Origin of the sequence: Glaciecola sp. KUL10, from assembly GCF_003203515.1 — a bacterium.
Classification (GTDB): domain Bacteria; phylum Pseudomonadota; class Gammaproteobacteria; order Enterobacterales; family Alteromonadaceae; genus Glaciecola.
Genome location: NZ_BGNG01000015.1, coordinates 1 through 18,458, shown reverse-complemented (window position 1 = coordinate 18,458; position 18,458 = coordinate 1). Strand labels below are relative to the sequence as shown.

Sequence of the window (18,458 nt, the reverse complement as noted above, 5' to 3'; positions counted from 1 at the left end):
TGACCCGCCAAATAATTAGTAGTCGTTGGGTTTATTTTTAAAAAACGTATCTACATACAGTTTTTCAACTTGGTCTCTTGCCCATTGCGTTTTTCTTAAAAACTTTAAACTAGATTTAATTGAAGGATCAGACTTAAAACAGTTTATGTTTACTCGATAGGCTAATCCCTCCCAACCATACTTTTCTTGCAAATCTGTCACGATTTTTTCAAGCTTTATGCCATGCAAGGGGTTATTTGCTTGAGAGGGTTTATGGTTTTCATTCATAAGCGCTATCAGTTACTTTCTAGTTGAAATATAAAGCGCGTGAACGACCCCCGGTAACCAACCAAAAATACACAAAATGATATTTATGATTAAGTGTTTACCGATGCCTTCTTTCAAAAAAACAGCAATCGGCGGTAAAAACAAGCAAAGCAAAATCATCACGATCTTTGACATAAAGAAGTCCTTTATCATTATTATAGTGGTACAAAACAAACTTGAAATTAGCATAATCCACTAAGTATTGCGACCACAGCAAGTTATAGTCAATTAAGGGATTAGCGTGATAAACCGTTTTTGCGTAGAGTAGGATTAAATACCCTTTCTGTTGAAGCAGGGAATTTAGCTAGTTTGTTTATAGGTCGAATGGGACGGTTGGTAAACTTACCGCCACAGTTAGGACATATTCCATCAAGTTCAAACTGAACACATGAAACACAAAAAGTACACTCGAAGGAGCATATCATTGCATCTTCTGTTTCTGGTGGTAAATCCTTATTACAGCATTCACAATTTGGTCTTAATGCTAGCATGATGTTTTGCTTTTGGTAAATTCTACGTGCGTTTTAATGTTAAACAATGTTTTTGACTGCTGTCTAGTTATTTCCAGCCTTGTAACCACATCGATTCGTCTTTTAAACACCGCCATTCAATGCTAAAAATACGACGAGTAATCACAGCTTCAATCTTACAGTCGAGCACGCGTTTGTCCTCATCGTAAACGACTTTAGTCACTGCAAAGTGCTTTTCTAGTTTTCTTAGCTGCATTTGCTCTTTCGTTTTGGCTTGTGCCGTCCATTTTGTATTGAGAAGTTTCTTTGGATTGAGATTGTTCAAAGTATTATTGGTGTTCTTGTTGGTAAGCTAACTCACCACGTATCGCAATAGATGCAGGTTAGCCTGATAATTGTCAATACGACTAGTTAGCAAACCACCTGCATTTTGGATCATTTGTTTTGAAGCAAGATTGTCTTCAAAGCAATGTATGTGAATCTCTTTGATGCTGATTGCTCTTGCTTGTTGAATGGTTAAGTCGAGTAATAAATTGCTAAGCCCTCGACCTCTAAAACTAGGCCTAACACCTAAGCCTATGTGCCCGCCTGCGTGTTTGAGTTGATGATTCAATTCATGACGTAAATGTGAACAAGCCACTATTTCGCTATTGCATATCAACCAATAAGTGGTATTTGGAACAAGCCAAGCGGGTAAGTCTTTACCCTGTGAATAATTGTGAAGTGTCTCGACATATTTTTGAAAATCATCAGCAGGTATATCCAAGGGATAAGGATACCTTTCTTCACTACCCAACTCCTTAATGTAATTATTGAAGCTATCTTCGTACGTTTTTTCGGGTGTGATTAGCGCGTATTTTTCACCGTTAAATTTAACTTCCATGGACGTTCCCTTTGATAACTTGATTATCCATTTTGATAAATGTTGGGCTTATTAATTTCCATCATTATTTCGGGTTGCGCTAAGCTAGTGAATCCAAACTTTTTATATAAGTCATGAGCATCACTGGTGGCGAGCAACACACGCCGCAAACCCTGCAGATTATCGTGTTCAAATAAGTCAGTTAGCATTTTTTGAGCTAAGCCTCTACCCTGATGAGAAGGGTCAACAAATACATCTGCCAGGTAGGCCATTGTCGTTGAATCTGTGATTACCCTTGCAAAGCCAACTTGTTTATCATTTTTATACATGCCAATCACTAATGAGTTGTCTATCGACTGCTTGACCGTTTCAAGAGAAATACCTTTGGCCCAATAAGAATTGGTTAAAAAACGATGAACAAATTCTGCGTCTATTTTTTGTTTTTCAAAACTACTTACATATTCCATAAAAACAACACTTTTTAATACTGACCAATTAAGTTTAAGCGTTTTGCTTTCTTTTCAAAGAATTTAAAAATGAAAATACCAAAGCCTAAGTACACTAACGAATTTGCGCTTACAATCAGCAGGTGCGTCATGATAAATGGCTCGTTCAGCAATGCGATATTTTTTGCCATGGTCGCCCCTGATGCAAAGGGAAGAAGAGAAAACGCATTGAATGGTAGGCCATCGATTGCTACTAAGCCCATTAGCAATAAAGAAAGTACCGCGCTTACAGTTTCTATCTTTTTATAGACCAAGGTTAATCCGCAGAGAATTAAGGCAAAACCGACCAAAGACGGCGCTGATAATAAAAGGGTAGCGTACATTGCTAAGAAATTGATGTTTAGCCAATTACCTGTGATAAACATCACCAAATATGCCATTAAGGTTACGGTAATCAGACTTGGAATGATATCGGCTAGCGAGCGACTTAACATCAATCCTACAAAGCCTTTAGGACACATAAAAAGTTGTTCAATGTAGCCCTTTTGAGTGTCTTCAATCACGCTTCTAGTGATCGATCCATATGCAGTAGAAGCGAATGTCCACAACAAAAAGCCAAAGATAAGGCTATCTAGTGTTTGGTTGTCACCCTGCTGTAGCACAAACCCCTTGATACCAAAAAACACCCCCAAAAACATTACTAGCAAGAAACCAAGAGACGTAATCGTTTCAAACCAGTACTGACGCATTTCTATCCACTGGAGCTTTAGTTCATTAATGACTAGATTCATGCGCTTGCCTCCTGTGTAGTGTTGATTAAGGTTTGGTATGCGCGTTCCATGGATAATTTATTCACCTGTAATTCTGCAATAGCCAGATTGTGACTATGGAGCGTACTGATAAATGGGGTGACCTGTTCTGGGGTGTCATACTTAATAATTGTTCGCTGACCATCGTGAAGAATTTCAGTACGTTGGTTCCAAAGAGATGCTGTCAGATAATCATCCAACCTGTTTTCTAGATATTCGATAACAAGTTCATAAGCGTAAAGTTTTTGCTTTAAAGCAGTGACATCGCCTTCAAATAGTAAGTTACCTTTGTCCAAAACAATCACGCGTTCGCAGATGTCCTCAATAAAACCGAGATCGTGACTGGTCACTAGAAAGCTTTGACCGGACTGTTTAGCTTCTTGTTCTATGATGGCTTTTAAACTATCAACAGTTTGAAAGTCCAGACCCAATGTTGGCTCATCTAATAATACGTAATCAGGTGAGTATGAGAGTGCGGAAAGTAGCGCGGCCTTTTGTTTGTTACCCGTAGATAGTTTTAATATTTCTTTATTTTCATGCTCATCCAAACCAAGCGCGGTATGAAGACTAGATATTTTTTCTTTTAAAGCAGGTCCTTTAAACCCTCTTAGTCGCGCAAAATACTCTGCATTTTGTTTTGCTTTGAGTCGCCAGTTAGTGTTGCGACAACCACCTAACACCGCACCGATCTGTTTTTTATAAGCGCTTGATTGCTTAATCGATGTTCCATCTATTGTGATGTCTCCATCATCCCAATCGATCAAACCACAAATCGAATTTACTGTTGTTGTTTTACCGCAGCCATTTGCACCTAACAAGGCAACGATTTCACCTTTTCCTAGGTTGAATGACACTTTACTTAATGCAGCGTTGTCGCCGTATTTTTTGGTAAGTCCTTTGACGCTGAGCATAGTTGTCCTTTATTAGTCTCTAAATGAAGTGTCTAACAAGTTGAGCTGTCACATATTCATAGCAGTAAAATATCAAAGATATTGGCCAAACGATACTTACTTTGCTGTGGCTAATTAACAGAAAGGTTTCACATGAAACAAAAAACCCAGCGTATAGCTGGGTTTTTAAAGATATGAATCTATTAGATAGATTTAGCTTAGCCTGTTACTTTTTACGAATCTTCTGAATCAAGCGTAGTTGTGCAACCGCTTCAGCTAGCTCAATCGCTGCCTCTGCATAATCGAAGTCTGCACCGCCTTTTGCGATATGCGCTTCTGCACGTTGTTTAGCTTCTTCAGCTGCTTTCTCGTCTAAGTCGTCTGCACGTACTGCAGTATCGGCTAAAACGGTCACGCTGCTCGGTTGAACTTCTAATAAGCCACCTGCAACATAAATAAGCTCTTCGACGCCGTCTTGTTTAACGACTCTTACCATACCAGGTTGTAAGCCAGTAATCAGGGGCGCGTGACCAGGGTAAATACCCAACTCACCTTCGCTACCTGTAACTTGGACGGTTTCAACCAGACCAGAAAAAATTTCTGTTTCTGCGCTTACTACGTCCAAATGAACTGTCATTGCCATGATGGGCCTCCGTACTTTCTATAATTAGAAAGGGCTTAGCAAAAACCAACTCTAAAGAGTTAGGCTTTTGCTTTTTCTAGTGCTTCGTCGATTGAACCAACCATGTAGAAAGCTTGTTCTGGTAGGTGATCGTACTCACCGCTCAAAATGCCTTTAAAACCACTGATGGTGTCTTTCAAAGAAACATACTTACCTGGAGAACCGGTAAATACTTCTGCTACGAAGAACGGCTGAGACAAGAATCGCTGAATTTTACGAGCACGTGTTACCACTTGCTTGTCTTCATCAGATAATTCGTCCATACCAAGAATCGCAATGATGTCTTTAAGTTCTTTATAACGTTGAAGTACCGATTGAACGCCACGTGCAGTATCGTAGTGCTCTTGACCAATTACTAGCGGGTCAAGTTGACGTGAAGTTGAATCAAGTGGATCAACCGCTGGGTAAATACCAAGTGATGCGATGTCACGTGACAATACAACTGTTGCATCCAAGTGAGCAAAGGTTGTTGCCGGAGAAGGATCCGTCAAGTCATCCGCTGGTACGTATACCGCTTGGATTGAAGTGATTGAACCAGTCTTAGTTGATGCGATACGCTCTTGTAATACACCCATTTCTTCAGCTAGTGTAGGTTGGTAACCTACCGCTGATGGCATACGACCAAGAAGTGCTGATACTTCTGTTCCAGCAAGCGTATAACGATAGATGTTATCAACGAAGAAAAGTACGTCACGACCTTCGTCACGGAACTTCTCAGCCATAGTTAAACCCGTAAGTGCTACGCGCAAACGGTTTCCTGGTGGCTCGTTCATCTGACCGTAAACAAGCGATACTTTATCAAGTACGTTTGATTCGTTCATTTCATGATAGAAATCGTTACCCTCACGAGTACGCTCACCAACACCTGCGAATACTGAGTAACCGCTGTGCTCGATTGCGATGTTACGGATAAGTTCCATCATGTTTACTGTTTTACCAACACCCGCACCACCGAATAAGCCTACTTTACCACCCTTAGCGAATGGGCAAACTAGGTCGATTACTTTGATACCAGTTTCTAGTAGTTCAACAGAACTTGATTGGTCTTCGTAAGTTGGCGCTTCACGGTGAATAGACATTTTCTCTTCTTCACCAATTGGGCCAGCTTCGTCGATTGGGTTACCAAGTACATCCATGATACGGCCTAGTGTGGCTGTACCTACAGGCACTTGAATTGGCGCTTGTGTGTTTTCAACTGCTAGATTACGACGTAAACCGTCTGTTGTACCCAATGCAATTGAACGTACTACACCGCCACCCAACTGTTGTTGTACTTCTAGAGTTAAGCCCGCTAAGTCACCTTCGGTCACTTTTAGTGCGTCATACACTCTTGGCACTGCATCTTGTGGAAACTCGATGTCCACAACAGCACCAATGATTTGGACGACCTTACCTTGACTCATAATTTGTCCTCTAAATTAAAATTTGTTATCTATGCCTAAATTCAAAGCGCGGGCTTAAACAGCCGCCGCACCGCCAACAATCTCACTGATTTCCTGCGTGATTGCCGCTTGACGCGCTTTGTTGTATACCAATTGCAAATCATCGATCAGGTTACCGGCGTTATCGGTTGCTGCTTTCATGGCAACCATACGTGCTGCTTGTTCTGAAGCCACGTTTTCTACTACGCCCTGATAAACTTGAGATTCAATATAACGCACCATTAACTGCTCCAAAATTTCTTTTGGATCCGGTTCGTATATGTAATCCCAACGATGCTTTAATGCTTTGTCTTCTGATTTAGGCAAAGGCAACAATTGATTGATTACTGGTGTTTGTGTCATCGTGTTAACGAAGTCATTGTAAACAAGGAAAATCTTGTCTAGTTTGCCTTCGTCATATGCGTTTAGCATCACTCTAACGATACCCACAACATCACTTGCACTTGGCTTATCGCCAAGACCTGATTCTGCTGCCATGACATCTCCGCCAAAACGACCGAAGAATGCACATGCTTTTGATCCTAAAGCTGCAAAGTGAACGCCTACGTCGCTTTCTTTGTGCTCTCGAACTTTTTGGGCAACTAACTTAAATTCGTTAGTGTTTAAACCACCACATAAGCCACGGTCTGTAGAAATAACAATATAACCTACATTTTTGACTTCACGCTCTTCCAAATATGGATGGCGATATTCCAAAGAACCATTGGCAATGTGACCAATCACTTTTAGCATGCTTTGCGCGTATGGACGGCCAGAAGCCATTCGCTCCTGTGCTTTCTTCATTTTAGAAGCAGCTACCATTTCCATTGCGCTGGTAATTTTTTGAGTATTTTTAATACTCCCAATCTTACCTTTTATCTCTTTTCCGCTAGCCATGAATATTCTCCAAATGCCACTGATTACTCAACGATAGGGCTTATTTACTTGCATATATAAGCCCAATTGAATTACCACGTTTGCGTTGATTTGAACGTATCAAACGCTGCTTTCAACTGTGATTCAATGTCGTCGTTGTAGTTACCAGTCTCATTGATGGTATTCATAAGCTCTGCTTGCTCACCATTCATATATGAATGAAGCGCGGCTTCAAAATCTAGTACTTTGTTTAGTTCTATATCTTGTAGATAGCCTTTTTCAGCAGCGAACAATGAAACAGCCGTTTCAGCAACCGATAACGGTGCGTATTGGTTTTGTTTCATTAATTCTGTTACGCGCTCACCGTGCTCTAGTTGTGCACGAGTTGCTTCGTCAAGGTCAGAAGCGAACTGAGAGAACGCTGCTAATTCACGATATTGCGCTAGCGCTAGACGGATACCACCACCTAGTTTCTTAACAATTTTAGTTTGTGCTGCACCACCAACACGAGATACCGAGATACCTGCGTTAACCGCAGGACGGATACCTGCGTTGAACAAATCTGTCTCTAAGAAGATTTGACCATCGGTAATCGAAATTACGTTAGTCGGTACGAATGCAGAAACGTCACCTGCTTGCGTCTCAATGATTGGCAATGCAGTGAGTGAACCTGTTTTACCTTTCACTTCACCATTCGTGTACTTTTCTACGTAAATTTCGTTTACACGAGCAGCACGCTCAAGAAGACGTGAGTGAAGATAGAAAACGTCACCTGGATATGCTTCACGACCTGGTGGACGCTTAAGAAGCAATGATACCTGACGGTATGCAACAGCTTGCTTAGACAAGTCATCATATACGATTAGTGCGTCTTCACCGCGATCACGGAAGTATTCACCCATCGTACATCCAGCGTAGGGTGCTAGGTATTGTAACGCAGCTGATTCAGATGCTGATGAAGCAACAACAATGGTGTGATCCATTGCGCCGTGCTCTTCAAGCTTGCGTACAACGTTTGCGATAGTTGAAGCTTTTTGACCGATTGCGACGTAAACACATTTAACACCTGTGCCTTTTTGGTTGATGATCGCATCGATTGCTAAAGCAGTTTTACCTGTTTGGCGATCGCCAATTACCAATTCACGTTGTCCACGACCAATTGGAATCATTGAGTCAACTGACTTATAACCAGTTTGAACTGGCTGATCAACTGATTGACGTTCAATTACGCCCGGTGCGATTTTTTCTACTGGCTCAAAACCAGCAGCGTCAACAGCGCCTTTACCGTCGATTGGTTCACCTAGTGTGTTTACAACACGGCCAAGTAGACCTGGACCAACTGGTACTTCTAAGATACGGCCAGTTGATTGTACTTTTGTACCTTCTTGTAGGTCCGCGTATGGACCCATCACTACTGCACCTACTGAATCTCGTTCAAGGTTAAGTGCGATTGCGTAGCGACTACCTGGTAGCTCGATCATTTCACCTTGCATTACGTCTGCTAGACCGTGAATGCGGATGATACCGTCGGTAACACCGACGATTGTGCCTTCGTTTCGAGCTTCACTGGCTACGTTGAACTGTTCAATTCTTTTTTTGATCAGTTCTGCAATTTCAGTGGAATTAAGTTGCATGCTCTTTATCCCCGTTTATGCTTGCAACGCGTCTGAAAGACGGTTCAATTTTGAGTTTAAGGAACCATCTATCACTGTATCGCCGGCTTTGATAATCACGCCCGCGACCAATTCAGGATCCACGTTACAATTAAGCTTCACTTTACGTGCAAACCGTTTTTCTAAGGCTGCACCCATGTTTGTTTTCTGTTCGTCTGACAATTCGACAGCAGATGTCACATCGACATCTATTTCCTTGTCATGCTCAGCCTTAAGCTGATTAAACAAAACAGAAATTTCTGGAAGTGCTGCTAAACGATTATTTTCAGCCAAAACTTTAATGAAGTTTTGACCCTGAGTATTTAGTTGATCAGCGCAAACGTTGTTGAACAATTCTGCTAGCTTCTCGGGCGCGACAGCACCAGTAAGAAGTTCATGCATGGCATCGTTCTTGGCAACTTCTGCGGCAAACACTAACATTTCTTGCCATTTGGCGATGTCAGTGCTTTCAACTGCAAAATCAAATGCGGCTTGAGCATAAGGGCGAGCAACTGTTGTCAATTCAGACATGGCTCTTCTCCTTTATAGCTCAGCGACAAGTTTTTCAACAATGTCGTTCTGTGCTTGTGCATCGATTTCGCGTGCTAAGATTTTTTCTGCGCCAGTGATTGCTAAAGCAGCAACTTGCTTACGTAGATCTTCTTTAACACGATTGCGTTCAGCTTCGATTTCGGCATAGCCTTGAGCGATGATTTTCTCACGCTCTGCATGTCCACGCTGTGTCTCTTCATCAACAAGTTGATTAGCGCGTTTCTTTGCTTGCTCTACGATTTCGGCTGCTTGTGCTTTCGCTTCTTTAAGTTGGTCGGTCGCTTTCGCTTGCGCCAACTCTAGGTCTTTTTCAGCACGTGCAGAAGCTTCAAGGCCGTCGGCAATGGTCTTCTGACGTTCTTCGATGGCTGCCAACAAAGGTGGCCATACATACTTCATGCAGAATGCTACAAAAACAGCAAATGCAATCAATTGACCTATCATGGTGAAATTCATATTCACGATAGCTCTCCTATTTAATGTTCGCTAAAACTAAAAGACGTTTTGATTAACCTAGGCCAACAGCGAACAATAAGTAAAGAGCGATACCTACACCGATCATTGCGATAGCATCGATTAGACCTGCTACGATGAACATTTTAACTTGTAGCTGTGGTGCTAGTTCTGGTTGACGAGCAGCAGATTCTAAGAATTTACCACCAAGTAGACCGAAACCAATAGCGGTACCTAGGGCACCCATACCGATTAATAGTGCAACTGCGATTGCGATCATTGTATATCTCCGATTTTAGTTAAGTTTAAAGTTTGAAAGTGTAAATCTGTTTTAAATAAATTATCTATGTGTAGCTAGCGACGACCTTAGTGGTCTTCGCTTGCCAAACTCAAATAAACGATTGTTAACATCATAAAGATGAAGGCCTGTAATGGTAAAACCAGAATATGGAAAACGGCCCATGCAAAGTGCAACGGTAACTGGAAAAGACCAATTGTTGCTATCAAGATGAAAATCAACTCACTTGCGTAAAGGTTACCGAACAAACGCAACGCTAAAGAAAGCGGGCGCGCTAACAAGGTAACTGTTTCAAGAATAAAGTTGACTGGGATAAATGCCCAATGCCCGAAAGGTTGCATAGTTAGCTCTTTAACAAAGCCACTAATACCTTTCATTTTGATTGAGTAGAAAAGAATTAAAATAAACACACCCATCGCAAGCGCGAAGGTTAAGTTTAAGTCTGTTGTTGGTACAGCTTTCATGTATACATCATGAGGGTCCATACCAAAACCATATTGACCAACCATGCCAGCAATCGCTGGTAAAACATCAACTGGCACTAAGTCCATTAAGTTCATTAATAATACCCAAACGAATATTGTTAATGCCAATGGTGCTATTAGTGAACTCTTACCATGGAAAGTACTTGTCACGTTGTCGTTGACAAAATCTACGACTAACTCAACAAAAGCTTGTGTTTTAGTTGGTACGCCAGTCGTCGCTTTCTTAGCAACGCTGCGGAAGAACCACAAGAAAAGGATACCAAGACCGATCGACCAAGCCATGGTGTCAACGTGAAGAACCCAAAAACCAGACCCACTACATGCTTTGTTAAAAGCGATTTCGCCGTTAACAGAACACATCTGTGCGTTAGTTAAATGGTGTTGGATATATTCCGTAGTCGTATATTCAGATGCCATTGTTAAACCCAAATTGTATAATTTAAAAAGCTTTACATGGTCTCATTTAGCTGTCATTACGACATTTGGCGTAAATGAAACATAGCCGCCCATTGGCTGACTGTGATAATTACGTATGCACCTATAAGTGGTAATGGATGTGCATTAAATTGAGAAAACGCAATTACAAATAATATTATAGTGAGCATCAGTTTGACCTTCAGGCCTTGATTGAAGCTCTGTACCACTAGTTTCTTTTTCGTGGCACCCGCGTATCGGAACGACCAATACGCAAAAAATCCATGAGGCAGCAGAAATGATAAACATCCGAATGTTACAGCTATTGTATATTCGGCATTTATCAGCGAAACGATCACTATTAATATTAATGATGTTAATAACTGAACGTAAACGCCTTTTTTAGCAAGCTGTCTGCCTTTAAAAGCTAAATCAGATGACATTCCCAAAATCCTGTCACATATGCCTAATTGAAGGCGCGTGAAGTATACTCGGAATATAGAAAAATTCAACTTTTAAGTAGTCTTGCGACGAAGGTAGTAGATTTACCTTATATCTTAATAAGTTAGCCCTAGCTTTTGATATTTAAAGAAATATTTATTTCGTTACAGCCGAATAAACGATCAGTTTTTATCGATCTTCTATCGGTAGTTTTGACAAAATACCCTCTAATTGATCAAGATCGCTAAAGTTGATCACTAACTTGCCTTTTCCTTTTTTGTTATGCGCGATTGTCACGGGCGCACCAAAGCTTTCGGATAGGTCAGTTTCAAGTCGTTTGACATCAGGGTCGACTTCTTTTGATTCAGAGGATTTATTGGCAGGTTCAATCTCATTAATTGACTGAGCTTTTTTGACTAGATTTTCGGTTTCACGAACGGTTAGTCCTTTATCAGCCACTAGTTTTGCGGTTTCTGATTGCAGTGAACCATCAAGCGCAAGAAGCGCTCTAGCATGTCCCATATCTATGTCACCGTGTTCAAGCAAGGTTTTTACATCATCTTGCAGTGAGTTTAAGCGCAACAAATTAGTAACGGTAGTTCGCGATTTACCAACGGCTTCTGCAACTTGTTGATGTGTCAGATTGAATTCAATCATTAATCGGTCGAGTGCTTGCGCCTCTTCCATTGCGTTTAAATCTTCACGCTGAATATTTTCGATTAACGCGATAGCAACCGCAGCTTCATCAGGAACGGGTTTGACTAAACAAGGAATCACATCGAGCTTGGCTAACTGGGCAGCTCGCCAGCGACGCTCACCCGCAATAATTTCAAATTTTTGTTCACTTAATTCACGAACAACAATGGGTTGAATAATCCCTTGAGACTTAATGGATGCTGATAATTCTTCAAGCGCCTCTGGCGACATATCTTTTCTAGGCTGATATTTGCCGGGCTGCATCCATTCTATTGGCAGTTTTCGCAGCTCATTTTGAGTCATGTCTTGTTCAGGGGCCAATGCTTCTTTTTCGGCATTGCTTCGACTGTTTGCTAACAGTGCATCCAATCCACGGCCTAGTCCTTTTTGCTTTGGTGACATGTTTTCCTCGACTTTGCCTGTTTGTTTTTGATAACAGGTTCTTTGTTGTTGATATTCAATAAAACGCTAACATCCGATAAGCAAAAAAATTATATCATTCACTAATCTAGAATATTGCAGAACACGTTGAAGCTTAACAAATCGTCATGAAGGATGCATTTAGAAAATACACCAGAGGAACAATTGGGTTTAAAGTTTGATAGTGCTTACCTGGTTTCGACCTGATGTTTTACTTTTGTAAAGCATGTCATCAGCGTTAGTAATAGACTTTTCGTATTCTATTTCTTTGTTTTGTTTGTAGAAAGCAAGACCAACGCTGATTGTAAACATTATTGTTTCTTGTTCATAAATGATACTGTCATTTTGAATCAATGAACGTAAGAGTTCGCACGAACTAACGCATTCTTCTAAACTGGCATTAGTGATCATGACCACATATTCTTCACCACCGTATCTCGCAATTAAGTTTGAGTTATCGAAGACTTGAGTGAGCCTATTTGCGACATGCTTGATGCATCTATCACCAGCAGTATGTCCATGCTGATCGTTAATCTTTTTAAAATGGTCAATATCAATGATTGCTATTGCATAAGAAGTATCTTCAGCGACACACTTTTGCTTAAGAACTTGAGCATCTTGATCAAATGCGCCGCGGTTAAGAAGGTTTGTTAAACTATCAATTCTAGAATTTAGGTACAACTGATCATTTAGATTCGTTAATTTCGCCGTTTGCTCTGCTACTTGTTCTTTTAATCGTTGATTGAAGGCTTGAGATAACTGATAAGATTCAATTAGGTTTTGACTAACGTTAACCATTTCCTGACTTACTTTTGATTCATAAATAAGCGCTTCTTCACTAATTTTTCCAGCAACAAAACTTTCCAAATTTACCAACGGCTTCGTGATACTTGCTGAAAGCCGTCTTGAAAAAACAATGACTAAACAAAAACTGAGGAGCAAAATTAAAATGGATGCAAAAAAGTAATCCAAAATTCCTTGTATGACTTTTCTAGGTGAAGCTAATGTATAAACTTGCCAGTTATGCTTGTTGCTCTTGACCTCAAACATATAGGGTATGTTGTTAATATTGGTTACAGGGCTAAGTCTTACAAAGGGATGAAAACTAGCGTTTGCACTGAACCGCTCACCATCGTCTAAATTTAATGCTTCGGAAGCATATATTACCGACCCGTTTTGATCACTTATGATAATTTGAACATCGTTTTCTTCAATACTAGATAGCGTCTCAATATCAATTAGATCTTTTAGCCATATAGCACCTTGAGTAACGCCTATTATTTTGTCATCCACAATAATTGGTGCGGTTGTAGCTATGATTGCTCGAGAATTATCGCCAAAAGATTTAACAATTTCAGATACCACTGGTTGTCTGCGCTCAATCGTATTTTTAAAATACTTTCGCTTTGTAAGATTAATTTTATTTTCTTTTATGAAATCATTGTAAATCGTAGGCCCCGCCAACTTTACAGAACCATCAACCTCTGCAATTAACATACTTTCAAAATCTTGGTTTGAATTAACTACCGCATTCAAAATATCTGAGTAAGCTTGAATATTGTCTAAAGAGTCGATTGTTTCAGCAACCGACAAGACAGTGTTTAAATTGTGGTTCAGCCTTTGCGAAATATTGTTTTGAAGCTGCAATGCATAAATATCTAGTTCGTTACCAACCTTACTTTCTGTATCACTTGTCGAATACCAAGTAAAAAATAAAGCCACTAAAATAGTAGGCATCAATACAACAATAATACAGAGCTCTAAGACGACAGCGGCATATTTTCTTGGGGGCGACTTAGTTCTTTTGAAATGATTGTTAAGCGGAATAAGTCGATAAATCATCAATGCAAATACACCGCATACAAAGCCATTAAGAGCAACCGTCAATGATGTAAACAATGCGTTTGTTAGTGGGTCACCTGCGAGCAAGTAAAAAATAGCTAATATTGCAGGGAATCCAAATAAAGACCAAAAAAGCGAAACTGAAATTAATGGATTTACATGTCTTTTAATCAGATACATTACTGTTAAGTATTCCGCTACTAAAATTAGCGCCATCAAACTAGATGCAATCTGAAAATGCATGGCAATAACATTGGAGATTAAAACAAATATACTTAATCGTTTTGGTAGCGTTAATAGCGCAATGAACGTAAACAAACTACCAAAATAGAGGCTGATTTGCCCATACAGAGGCAAGTTGAGATAGGTAGGAGTAAAAAACGCACCAAAAATCAAAAACAAAGTTAGCGTAAAATCGCTTGTTTTAATTTTTAAATTGGGAGTTGTGTAGTTAGATGTTTGAAGCACGGAATTTACCGATTGTTGTCACAAATAATGTATCGACAATAAGCAGTAAATCTAAAGTACTACTTTTGCTTTCCTCGTCGCAAAATTTCACCGGCTAATGCTAGGTAAGCCTTTGCACCGGTTGAAGATTTATCGTAGTACATTGCGGGTGCACCGAAGCTTGGCGCTTCAGCCAATCTAACATTTCGAGGTATAACCGTTCTGTAAACCTGATCACCAAAATGACGTTTAAGCTGCTCCGACACATCATTAGCCAATCGATTTCTAGGGTCGTACATAGTTCGCAATACCCCTTCGATCGTTAAGGTTGGATTAACAACTGAAGCTAATTTTTGAATGGTATCCATCAATGCTGTTAATCCCTCTAACGCGTAATATTCACATTGCATTGGAACCAAAACTGAATCTGAAGCTGCCAATGCATTAACAGTGAGTTGATTTAACGAAGGAGGACAATCGATAAAAATAAAATCATAATCATTTTGAATGCTTGTTAATGCATTACGGAGTCTGACCTCTCGTGCAAATACTTCCATTAACTTTATTTCTGCAGCAGTGACGTCTGCATTGCCAGCAATTAAATCATACTTACCTGTCGTGGCAGATGTGATAACTTCTTTAGCTGGTTTTTCTTCAATCAGCAATTCGTAGCATGTATTTTCAACCTCATATTTATCAACACCGCTCCCCATGGTTGCGTTACCTTGAGGATCTAAATCGATAAGTAAAACCCTTCGTTTTGTAGCAGCCATTGATGCTGCAACGTTAACAGCAGTAGTGGTTTTACCGACGCCGCCTTTTTGATTTGCGATAGATATGACTTTAGCCAAAGTGCCAGTTTCCGAATATTATTTTTGTTCTTAACGCTAGTGTAATCGCATGACTTAATGGTAGCCAGTGATAACTTGCTATCTTTGTTTAGATGTTTTTTACCAAGGTCACTAAATGTCGTTCACCGTCTAGGTTAGGTACGTTTAATTTCTCAGTATTTAACACTTTAAAGCTTGAAGGAATTTCGTCAAGTTCAAGTTGATGAATCTGACCTTTTAAGGCCAAAAACTGACCGTCTTCCTCAACTAAATGCTCGCACCATTCAAGCATATCCTTGATAGAGGCAAAGGCTCGACTCAAGACCGCATTAACTTTTTTATCTGTGACAGTTTCAACTCTCGCTTGAATAGCTTCTACGTTTTTTATGCCAAGTTCGTGAAGCGCTTGTTTGATAAACCGAATACGTTTACCAAGACTATCAATGAGCACAAACTGTTTTTCTGGATGCATGATTGCCAATGGAACGCCCGGCAAACCCGGCCCAGTTCCCACATCTGCATAAGTCTCTTTGGTTAAGAAGGGCGCGACAACTATCGAGTCAAAAATATGTTTAACCATCATTTCATCAATATTTCTGACAGAAGTAAGATTGTAAGCTTTGTTCCATTTTGCCATCAATTCGACAAAGCCAATGAGCTTTTGTTTTTGCTCAAGTGATATATCAAAATCCAAGCCATCAGCAAGATGGTCAAACTGTTCTGACAATGATGACATATTAAATAGCCTATGGATTACGCAGACTGTTTTTGTTTGAAAAGCATATTGTGCTTTTTCAAATAAACAAGTAACAACGAAATTGCTGCAGGCGTAATGCCCGAAATACGCGACGCTTTGCCAATCGTTTCGGGTCTAGCATCACTCAACTTAGCAACCACTTCATTGGATAAGCCAGAAATTTTTGAAAAATCAAAATCAGCAGGCAATAGGGTCATTTCATGTCTTTGCGTTTTGGCAATTTCATCTTTTTGACGCTCGATATACCCGGCATATTTTATTTGTATCTCTACCTGTTCAGCCGCTTTTTCATCACTTAGCGCAGGGCCTAATGATTCAATATTCATCAATCCTTGATAAGTCATTTCTGGACGTCGAATAAGCTCTTCTAAAGAATGTTCACGGCTGACAGGATTTTTTAACACTTGATTGAGCGCATCTACCGCTTCGTGCTTAGGATGAATCCATTGTGATTTAAGTCTTTGACGCTCTTGTTCGATACTTTCAAGTTTTTCTTGGAAATATGCCCATTGCTCATCGCCGACCAATCCGACTTCTCTACCCTTTTCAGTGAGGCGCATATCTGCGTTATCTTCGCGCAATAACAAACGATATTCGGCGCGCGAAGTAAACATTCGATAGGGTTCTTTTGTCCCCATTGTTGCTAAATCGTCAATCAATACACCCATATAAGCTTGATCACGTCTTAGTTCAAACACATCTTTGTCTTGTACTTGTAACGCAGCGTTCGCACCCGCAATTAGACCTTGCGCGCCAGCTTCTTCATAACCAGTGGTACCATTGATTTGTCCTGCAAAGAATAGTCCCTTGATAAATTTAGTTTCAAGCGTTTGCTTTAAATCACGTGGATCAAAAAAGTCATATTCAATCGCATAGCCAGGGCGGATAATATGTGCGTTTTCAAATCCTTTGATAGAACGCACTAAATTCAACTGAACATCAAAAGGTAAGCTAGTTGAAATACCGTTTGGATAAACTTCAACAGAATTAAGACCTTCTGGCTCAACAAATATTTGATGAGTTGCCTTGTCAGCAAATCTCATGATTTTGTCTTCAATAGAAGGACAATAGCGAGGTCCTATGCCTTCGATCACGCCCGTATACATTGGAGAGCGATCTAGCCCAGAACGAATAATATCGTGTGTTTTTTCATTCGTATGAGTGATATAGCAATTTATTTGCTTTGGATGATCACTGACTTTGCCCATAAACGAAAAGACGGGCAGGGGAGTATCACCAGGTTGTGCCTGCATCACTGAGTAATCAAGTGTACGACTATCTAAGCGAGCTGGCGTACCGGTCTTAAGTCTATCTACTCTAAAAGGTAAGGCTCTAAGTCTTTCAGCGAGGGCAATTGATGGCGGGTCACCCGCTCGACCACCTTTGTAATTTTCCATTCCAATGTGGATAGTGCCACCTAGGAATGTACCTACTGTTAAAACAACCGTTTTCGCTTTAAATTTGAGGCCCATTTGAGTCACGACGCCACAAACACGATCGTTTTCAACGATTAAGTCGTCACAAGACTGCTGAAAGAGCGTTAAATTTTCATAATTTTCAAGCACATCTCTAACAGCTAAACGATATAAACTGCGATCTGCTTGGGCTCGCGTTGCTCTTACTGCTGGGCCTTTACTAGAATTGAGTGTTCTAAATTGAATACCGGCTTTATCGGTAGCTTTGGCCATGATACCACCAAGGGCATCAATTTCTTTGACCAAATGACCTTTGCCAATCCCACCTATTGCTGGGTTACATGACATTTGACCAAGTGTTTCTATGCTGTGAGTCAACAATAATGTATTTGCACCCATGCGCGCAGCGGCAGTAGCTGCCTCTGTACCTGCGTGTCCGCCACCCACTACGATGACATCAAATTCTTGTTGATAAAACATTACTTCAACACCTCAAGCTTTAGTCGTAAGTCACTTGTCAAAAAAAGGGAGCGTATCTTATATGAAAGTTGCGATTTTTTAAATGAATAAATATTAATCAATTGGTTATTTGTTAGGTTTTTTTGTAAAGCATTTTTTTTAAAAAAAGAGAAATTTAAATTTGAAGAAACCTTCGGTGTTTGAATCTTTAAATAAAATAAGATCTTTAGATATATAGATTATTGTTATTATTATTAAGTAGATCGTTTTCTGTTAATAAGCCTATTTTTTTCAATTAAATCAATATAGTTAGATGTGATCAAAAACTGTACATAAAGCAGATCACAAGTCTGTATATGATCGGTATAACTAGGCGATTTATCCACAGTAGAAAAAAACGTGAAAACTTACCCTGTGACTGATCAGATCATTTTGACATCTTATCCTTATTTTTATCCACAGGTGGTTAAGCTATGTCAGTATATTGTGGGTAAGATCGGTATATTTGATCGGAAATATTGATTGAAGGCCTGTT

The 18,458-nt window shown here is 40.0% G+C and carries 22 protein-coding genes; all 22 read right to left on the bottom strand.

The features are described from left to right. Positions 1 to 15: 15 nt before the first annotated feature. The 22 genes from KUL10_RS17420 to mnmG all read right to left on the bottom strand — a co-directional run bounded on the left by KUL10_RS17420 (position 16) and on the right by mnmG (position 17,944). Entirely contained in the window at positions 16 to 267 is a 252-nt protein-coding gene (locus KUL10_RS17420; protein ID WP_110430236.1) for a VF530 family DNA-binding protein, read from the bottom strand. Positions 268 to 279: 12 nt separating this feature from the next. Beyond that, a complete protein-coding gene (locus KUL10_RS17415; RefSeq protein WP_110430235.1) occupies positions 280 to 441 on the bottom strand; it encodes a YqaE/Pmp3 family membrane protein in 162 nt (53 codons plus the stop codon). Between the two features lie 101 nt (positions 442 to 542). Continuing rightward, complete coding sequence (locus tag KUL10_RS17410) at positions 543 to 797, bottom strand: DUF1272 domain-containing protein (RefSeq protein WP_110430234.1); 255 nt, start codon at positions 795 to 797, stop codon at positions 543 to 545. A 67-nt stretch (positions 798 to 864) separates the two neighbouring features. After that, positions 865 to 1,101, bottom strand: a complete 237-nt coding sequence (locus KUL10_RS17405) for a TIGR02450 family Trp-rich protein (RefSeq protein WP_110430233.1) — start codon at positions 1,099 to 1,101, stop codon at positions 865 to 867. Between the two features lie 27 nt (positions 1,102 to 1,128). Further along, positions 1,129 to 1,659 (bottom strand): GNAT family N-acetyltransferase, encoded by a 531-nt coding sequence (locus tag KUL10_RS17400; protein WP_110430232.1) that lies wholly within the window; start codon positions 1,657 to 1,659, stop codon positions 1,129 to 1,131. A gap of 23 nt (positions 1,660 to 1,682) precedes the next feature. Then, positions 1,683 to 2,105, bottom strand: a complete 423-nt coding sequence (locus tag KUL10_RS17395) for a GNAT family N-acetyltransferase (protein ID WP_110430231.1) — start codon at positions 2,103 to 2,105, stop codon at positions 1,683 to 1,685. Between the two features lie 14 nt (positions 2,106 to 2,119). Continuing rightward, positions 2,120 to 2,875, bottom strand: coding sequence for a hypothetical protein (locus tag KUL10_RS17390; RefSeq protein WP_110430230.1), 756 nt, complete (start codon positions 2,873 to 2,875; stop codon positions 2,120 to 2,122). Further along, the gene (locus tag KUL10_RS17385; protein ID WP_110430229.1) at positions 2,872 to 3,804 is read right to left on the bottom strand and encodes an ABC transporter ATP-binding protein; all 933 of its coding nucleotides are present in this window, start codon (positions 3,802 to 3,804) and stop codon (positions 2,872 to 2,874) included. Before KUL10_RS17385 ends, KUL10_RS17390 begins: the two co-directional genes overlap by 4 nt. Positions 3,805 to 4,009: 205 nt before the next feature. Beyond that, positions 4,010 to 4,426 carry a F0F1 ATP synthase subunit epsilon gene (locus KUL10_RS17380; RefSeq protein WP_110430228.1) on the bottom strand — a complete coding sequence of 139 codons (417 nt, stop codon included), beginning with the start codon at positions 4,424 to 4,426 and terminating at the stop codon, positions 4,010 to 4,012. Positions 4,427 to 4,485: 59 nt separating this feature from the next. Then, positions 4,486 to 5,868 carry a F0F1 ATP synthase subunit beta gene (atpD, locus tag KUL10_RS17375; protein ID WP_110430227.1) on the bottom strand — a complete coding sequence of 461 codons (1,383 nt, stop codon included), beginning with the start codon at positions 5,866 to 5,868 and terminating at the stop codon, positions 4,486 to 4,488. Between the two features lie 54 nt (positions 5,869 to 5,922). After that, positions 5,923 to 6,783, bottom strand: a complete 861-nt coding sequence (atpG, locus tag KUL10_RS17370; protein WP_110430226.1) for a F0F1 ATP synthase subunit gamma — start codon at positions 6,781 to 6,783, stop codon at positions 5,923 to 5,925. A 71-nt stretch (positions 6,784 to 6,854) separates the two neighbouring features. Further along, a complete protein-coding gene (atpA, locus tag KUL10_RS17365; RefSeq protein ID WP_110430225.1) occupies positions 6,855 to 8,396 on the bottom strand; it encodes a F0F1 ATP synthase subunit alpha in 1,542 nt (513 codons plus the stop codon). A gap of 15 nt (positions 8,397 to 8,411) precedes the next feature. Further along, positions 8,412 to 8,945 carry a F0F1 ATP synthase subunit delta gene (atpH, locus tag KUL10_RS17360; RefSeq protein ID WP_110430224.1) on the bottom strand — a complete coding sequence of 178 codons (534 nt, stop codon included), beginning with the start codon at positions 8,943 to 8,945 and terminating at the stop codon, positions 8,412 to 8,414. A 12-nt stretch (positions 8,946 to 8,957) separates the two neighbouring features. Continuing rightward, positions 8,958 to 9,428 (bottom strand): F0F1 ATP synthase subunit B, encoded by a 471-nt coding sequence (atpF, locus tag KUL10_RS17355; protein WP_110430223.1) that lies wholly within the window; start codon positions 9,426 to 9,428, stop codon positions 8,958 to 8,960. Positions 9,429 to 9,474: 46 nt separating this feature from the next. After that, positions 9,475 to 9,699: a F0F1 ATP synthase subunit C gene (gene atpE / locus KUL10_RS17350; protein WP_110430222.1), complete on the bottom strand. Its 225-nt coding sequence runs from the start codon at positions 9,697 to 9,699 to the stop codon at positions 9,475 to 9,477. Positions 9,700 to 9,785: 86 nt separating this feature from the next. Continuing rightward, positions 9,786 to 10,619: a F0F1 ATP synthase subunit A gene (atpB, locus tag KUL10_RS17345; protein ID WP_110430221.1), complete on the bottom strand. Its 834-nt coding sequence runs from the start codon at positions 10,617 to 10,619 to the stop codon at positions 9,786 to 9,788. Between the two features lie 56 nt (positions 10,620 to 10,675). Beyond that, entirely contained in the window at positions 10,676 to 11,059 is a 384-nt protein-coding gene (locus KUL10_RS17340; protein ID WP_110430220.1) for an ATP synthase subunit I, read from the bottom strand. 187 nt (positions 11,060 to 11,246) lie between these two features. Continuing rightward, a complete protein-coding gene (locus tag KUL10_RS17335) occupies positions 11,247 to 12,155 on the bottom strand; it encodes a ParB/RepB/Spo0J family partition protein (protein WP_110430219.1) in 909 nt (302 codons plus the stop codon). 189 nt (positions 12,156 to 12,344) lie between these two features. Continuing rightward, the gene (locus KUL10_RS17330) at positions 12,345 to 14,258 is read right to left on the bottom strand and encodes a diguanylate cyclase (RefSeq protein ID WP_146216805.1); all 1,914 of its coding nucleotides are present in this window, start codon (positions 14,256 to 14,258) and stop codon (positions 12,345 to 12,347) included. A gap of 284 nt (positions 14,259 to 14,542) precedes the next feature. Then, positions 14,543 to 15,313, bottom strand: a complete 771-nt coding sequence (locus KUL10_RS17325; protein ID WP_110430217.1) for a ParA family protein — start codon at positions 15,311 to 15,313, stop codon at positions 14,543 to 14,545. A gap of 88 nt (positions 15,314 to 15,401) precedes the next feature. Then, positions 15,402 to 16,028 carry a 16S rRNA (guanine(527)-N(7))-methyltransferase RsmG gene (gene rsmG / locus KUL10_RS17320; protein ID WP_110430216.1) on the bottom strand — a complete coding sequence of 209 codons (627 nt, stop codon included), beginning with the start codon at positions 16,026 to 16,028 and terminating at the stop codon, positions 15,402 to 15,404. A gap of 17 nt (positions 16,029 to 16,045) precedes the next feature. Beyond that, complete coding sequence (gene mnmG, locus KUL10_RS17315; RefSeq protein ID WP_110430215.1) at positions 16,046 to 17,944, bottom strand: tRNA uridine-5-carboxymethylaminomethyl(34) synthesis enzyme MnmG; 1,899 nt, start codon at positions 17,942 to 17,944, stop codon at positions 16,046 to 16,048. Between the last annotated feature and the right edge of the window lie 514 nt (positions 17,945 to 18,458).

Bases quoted from the DNA above. Each gene is read 5' to 3' on its own strand.
- KUL10_RS17420 (WP_110430236.1), bottom strand. From the start codon at position 267: ATGAATGAAAACCATAAACCCTCTCAAGCAAATAACCCCTTGCATGGC.
- KUL10_RS17415 (WP_110430235.1), bottom strand. From the start codon at position 441: ATGTCAAAGATCGTGATGATTTTGCTTTGCTTGTTTTTACCGCCGATT.
- KUL10_RS17410 (WP_110430234.1), bottom strand. From the start codon at position 797: ATGCTAGCATTAAGACCAAATTGTGAATGCTGTAATAAGGATTTACCA.
- KUL10_RS17400 (WP_110430232.1), bottom strand. From the start codon at position 1,659: ATGGAAGTTAAATTTAACGGTGAAAAATACGCGCTAATCACACCCGAA.
- KUL10_RS17395 (WP_110430231.1), bottom strand. From the start codon at position 2,105: ATGGAATATGTAAGTAGTTTTGAAAAACAAAAAATAGACGCAGAATTT.
- KUL10_RS17390 (WP_110430230.1), bottom strand. From the start codon at position 2,875: ATGAATCTAGTCATTAATGAACTAAAGCTCCAGTGGATAGAAATGCGT.
- KUL10_RS17385 (WP_110430229.1), bottom strand. From the start codon at position 3,804: ATGCTCAGCGTCAAAGGACTTACCAAAAAATACGGCGACAACGCTGCA.
- KUL10_RS17380 (WP_110430228.1), bottom strand. From the start codon at position 4,426: ATGGCAATGACAGTTCATTTGGACGTAGTAAGCGCAGAAACAGAAATT.
- atpD (WP_110430227.1), bottom strand. From the start codon at position 5,868: ATGAGTCAAGGTAAGGTCGTCCAAATCATTGGTGCTGTTGTGGACATC.
- atpG (WP_110430226.1), bottom strand. From the start codon at position 6,783: ATGGCTAGCGGAAAAGAGATAAAAGGTAAGATTGGGAGTATTAAAAAT.
- atpA (WP_110430225.1), bottom strand. From the start codon at position 8,396: ATGCAACTTAATTCCACTGAAATTGCAGAACTGATCAAAAAAAGAATT.
- atpH (WP_110430224.1), bottom strand. From the start codon at position 8,945: ATGTCTGAATTGACAACAGTTGCTCGCCCTTATGCTCAAGCCGCATTT.
- atpE (WP_110430222.1), bottom strand. From the start codon at position 9,699: ATGATCGCAATCGCAGTTGCACTATTAATCGGTATGGGTGCCCTAGGT.
- atpB (WP_110430221.1), bottom strand. From the start codon at position 10,619: ATGGCATCTGAATATACGACTACGGAATATATCCAACACCATTTAACT.
- KUL10_RS17340 (WP_110430220.1), bottom strand. From the start codon at position 11,059: ATGTCATCTGATTTAGCTTTTAAAGGCAGACAGCTTGCTAAAAAAGGC.
- KUL10_RS17335 (WP_110430219.1), bottom strand. From the start codon at position 12,155: ATGTCACCAAAGCAAAAAGGACTAGGCCGTGGATTGGATGCACTGTTA.
- KUL10_RS17330 (WP_146216805.1), bottom strand. From the start codon at position 14,258: ATGCATTTTCAGATTGCATCTAGTTTGATGGCGCTAATTTTAGTAGCG.
- rsmG (WP_110430216.1), bottom strand. From the start codon at position 16,028: ATGTCATCATTGTCAGAACAGTTTGACCATCTTGCTGATGGCTTGGAT.
- mnmG (WP_110430215.1), bottom strand. From the start codon at position 17,944: ATGTTTTATCAACAAGAATTTGATGTCATCGTAGTGGGTGGCGGACAC.